Origin of the sequence: Microcystis sp. M083S1, assembly GCF_020246405.1 — a bacterium.
GTDB lineage: Bacteria > Cyanobacteriota > Cyanobacteriia > Cyanobacteriales > Microcystaceae > Microcystis > Microcystis aeruginosa_C.
Genome location: NZ_JADBTB010000218.1, coordinates 1 through 3644, shown reverse-complemented (window position 1 = coordinate 3644; position 3644 = coordinate 1). Strand labels below are relative to the sequence as shown.

Below are 3644 nucleotides of genomic sequence, written 5' to 3'. Positions count from 1 at the left end.
TATCAGTTATCAGTTATCAGTTATCAGTTATCAGTTATCAGTTATCAGTTATCAGTTATCAGTTATCAGTTATCAGTTATCAGTTATCAGTTATCAGGAGTCAGTTATCAGTTATCAGTTATCAGGAGTCAGTTATCAGTTATCAGGAGTCAGTTATCAGGAGTCAGGAGTCAGGAGATTATTTTTATTTATTCTCCCCAGTTCATAATTCATAATTCATAATTCATAATTACTCACACCTTTTAAACAGGATTGAGAATCAGAGGCAAATTAACGTATATTATTGACCGCACCGCTAACCAAACCAGCGCTAACATAGCGACCATAACCATCAAGACGGTTTTGTTGAGCGATTCGGGAGGGATTATTGACGAGATCGGCAACTCCCACACCCATCATCACCACGGAGATAACTGCGATTAAGTAGTTACGGACAAAAGTTGGATTTTGGTGGCTGACTAACATGGTTGTTACCTCTCTTTCCTGTCGATAACCTTAGAATACGAGAGGGTTTGGGGTGATGTCAGTCCCATAATTCTGGGTGACAGAAGTGGAAAAAAGTGGAATCCACAGATAAGCTATGATTTTTTGTCGATTAGAATCGGTAAATAGGGAATCGGGAACAGGAAAAGGGCAATATTCGTCATTAATCTGGTTAAATAATCAGTAAATTGCCTAAAAACTGACATATTCTCCAGAATATGACCCTAGAAACAGCGATTATGACCATAAAATTTCTCTGGCCTTTAGTTTTAGGATTATCTATTGTTATTATTGACAATGGGCAATACCTGAGAGCAGAAACGCTAACTTTGAGCGCCAGTCAACGGCAACAACTGCGATCGCTGGATGCTAAGATTATTTTACCTAACTATATCCCTCCCGGATTTCGGGCCAGCGAGATTAAAATCCTCGCAGAAGAGGGGAATGGATACGCAGTCCTCTTTGAAAATGCCGAGAATAGCTGTTTTTTGGTGGAAGGAATCGAAAACGCCAGGGGCGATGATGGTTTAGAATTAGAGGGAACCCTAGCGCTCAATTCCCCACTATTTGGAGAAGGATACTGGCTCAATTATGGTACACCCAAAGACTCGGAATTAAGGCAACAATTCCCCGAACCCGATTTATATTCCGATTGGATGAAAATGGGAGAATATTTTTATCGTCTCAGTGGGGCATTAATTGCCCGGGAGGAGTATGATTATCCTAATTGCCGTCAAGATATTTCCCCATCGGAAGCAGTTAAAATAATCGAATCTTTTGGAGATAACAATTAAATTGAATTTATCTACAGTCATTTCTGCTCTACAACAAAGAAGCAAGGAGCGGTTAGCTTGGTCTAATTTTTGCTGGTTAGGATTAGTAATAATTTTGGGACTGGTTATTAGGTTAACACAATTAACTAGCAAACCTCCCTGGACGGATGAATTTGCCACTATGGTTTTTAGTGTTGGCAATAATTACCAGATAGTGCCGTTAAATCAGATAATTTCCCTCACCACTTTATTAGCACCTCTCCAGAGCAACCATCAGGCAACTATTGCCGATGTAATTAAATTAGTTATTCAGGAGGACAATCATCCACCTTTATATTTTATTCTCGCCTATCTCTGGAATAAATTATTCTTTGATCGCGGAGAATATGTATCTTTAGAAGGAATGCGATCGCTGGCAGTATTTTGGGGAGTTATTTCGATTCCTGTAATTTATTTTATCAGCAAATTGGTCTTTAAATCTGGCTCTATCGCTTTTCTGTCGGCGATTTTAATGGCGGTTTCTCCCTACGCGGTTTTTATCTCCCAAGAAGCGCGTCATTATACTTTAGCGGTTGTATTTGTCCTCATATCTTTAGGCTGTTTTCTGAGGGCAAGCAGCAAAATTATCGACCATAAGAGAATATCCCATACTTTGGTTTTTTTCTGGTTAATTGTCAACTGTATCGGGTTATTAGTTCACTATTTTTTTAGTTTAACTATCCTCGCGGAAGCGATAACTTTATTATGGATTTTATCCAATCAAATCAAACAAAAAAACTTTTGGATAACTAATTGGTGGCGTTTAAGTTTAGTTTTTTTAGGTAACTTGAGCTTTATTATTATTTGGTTTATCACGTTTGTACCCAAAGATTATGGCAATCAGATGACCAGTTGGATTCAGAGAGACAATGATAGTTTTTCAGCAGTAATTAGCCCCTTTTTTCAATTGCTGGGAACATTAATTACTATGCTTTCTCTGCTCCCCGTCGAATCAGAATCTTTAATAATTATCTTGATTTCTGGGGCAATAATGATCGGTTTTTTTCTCTGGATTATCCCACAATTAAAAACAGCGTGGCTAGACTCCTATAAACCAGAATTAGGCATTCTCTCGGCATTTTTTCTCAGTTCAATTGCTATTTTCTTGGTCATCACCTATCTGCTCTCGATCGATATTACCCGGGGAGCTAGATATAGTTTTGTTTACTTTCCCTCGGTAATTTTAATTCTAGCAATTTTATTAGACAATTGTTGGCAAAGGAAGCAGAAAAAAATCGTAATTATTGTCCTTATCATGGCTTTAGTTAGTTCCCTAAGCGTGACTTTTAATTTAGGCTATCGTAAGTATTATCGGCCAGATAAATTAGTTACCACTATCGAAAATAATAGCCGTTATCCGTTAGTAATTGCCACTAGCTATAGGAGTTTAGTGCAGGTGGGAGAAATGATGGGAATTGCTTGGGAATTTAACCAAAAATTTCCCGATAAAAACCCTAAGTTTCTCTTAGTTAACCCAAAACAAAAGCCAAATTTTAATCTGCCCTCTTCTCCCCCTTTTGAATTATGGCTAATTAATTTCCATTCTTCAATAGATCGAGCGGACTGTCAACTCTCAGAGTTATCCTCCAATTATGGAACGGGTTATGAATATCAAAAGTTTCTCTGTGGGCGATCGATGGAGTATAATAATAAAGTTAAGTAGGGCTATTAACTATGATTATTTGGGTAAATGAACAGATTGACCCCTGCGGTTTAGTACAAGCTTGTATTGCCTGTCAAGATGAACAAGCAGCAAAAGATTGTCATCAAAGTTGGTTAACCAGTCTTACGGACGAACAAAAACAAGCAGGGTGGATAGCAGTTTTAAGAACCGTAGAGTCTTGGGATGATGTACCGGTAAATGCTCTGAAGTTAAGTTATTAACTAACGTCAGTTCGGGATAAGGGTGCAAAGAAAAGGCGGGGGCTAGTAAGCTGAAAAATATATAAACTCAGCACCCCCAACCCATCTATGTCTAGTCTAGAAGCTCTTTTCTGTCCTGTCGACGACGGATGCCGTGTATTTGAACCTAAATTAGAACAGACAAGGCTTTGGCCCGATAATAAAGCTCGTAAACATGGCAAAATCTTGACTTGAAGCGAAATGATGACCATCCTGGTCGCTTTCCATCAAAACCACTACCGTAATTTTCAACATTTCTACCTCGACCCTGTTTGTGTCTACTGGCGACAAGAGTTCCCCCAACTACCTAGCTATCAACGTTTTATCGAATGGATACCCTCGACTCTCATCCCCTTATGCGTTTACTTGAAGCATTGTTTTGGTCGTTGCACGGGGATTAGCTTTGTCGATGCCACCAAAATTCAGGTCTGCCATAATCGCCGCATC

General features: G+C 38.9%; 4 protein-coding genes and 2 pseudogenes. 5 read left to right on the top strand and 1 reads right to left on the bottom strand.

Annotation, left to right across the window (positions count from 1 at the left end):
• Positions 1-208, top strand: a pseudogene (locus tag IM450_RS19985) (hypothetical protein); the annotation flags it as partial.
• A 62-nt stretch (positions 209-270) separates the two neighbouring features.
• Here IM450_RS19985 and IM450_RS19980 read toward each other — a convergent pair.
• Positions 271-465, bottom strand: coding sequence for a hypothetical protein (locus IM450_RS19980; RefSeq protein ID WP_002801815.1), 195 nt, complete (start codon positions 463-465; stop codon positions 271-273).
• A 236-nt stretch (positions 466-701) separates the two neighbouring features.
• Between IM450_RS19980 and IM450_RS19975 the strand changes: the two genes are divergently transcribed.
• The 4 genes and pseudogenes from IM450_RS19975 to IM450_RS19960 all read left to right on the top strand — a co-directional run.
• On the top strand, positions 702-1277 hold the full coding sequence (locus tag IM450_RS19975; protein WP_002801817.1) for a hypothetical protein: 576 nt from the start codon (positions 702-704) through the stop codon (positions 1275-1277).
• A 1-nt stretch (position 1278) separates the two neighbouring features.
• On the top strand, positions 1279-2958 hold the full coding sequence (locus IM450_RS19970; RefSeq protein ID WP_287670066.1) for a glycosyltransferase family 39 protein: 1680 nt from the start codon (positions 1279-1281) through the stop codon (positions 2956-2958).
• 11 nt (positions 2959-2969) lie between these two features.
• The gene (locus IM450_RS19965) at positions 2970-3179 is read left to right on the top strand and encodes a hypothetical protein (protein ID WP_002801820.1); all 210 of its coding nucleotides are present in this window, start codon (positions 2970-2972) and stop codon (positions 3177-3179) included.
• A gap of 87 nt (positions 3180-3266) precedes the next feature.
• Positions 3267-3644 (top strand): annotated as a pseudogene (locus tag IM450_RS19960) (IS982 family transposase); the annotation flags it as partial.

What these genes read in the sequence shown, in the direction of transcription:
- IM450_RS19980 (WP_002801815.1), bottom strand. Translation starts at nt 465, where the DNA reads ATGTTAGTCAGCCACCAAAATCCAACTTTTGTCCGTAACTACTTAATC.
- IM450_RS19975 (WP_002801817.1), top strand. Translation starts at nt 702, where the DNA reads ATGACCCTAGAAACAGCGATTATGACCATAAAATTTCTCTGGCCTTTA.
- IM450_RS19965 (WP_002801820.1), top strand. Translation starts at nt 2,970, where the DNA reads ATGATTATTTGGGTAAATGAACAGATTGACCCCTGCGGTTTAGTACAA.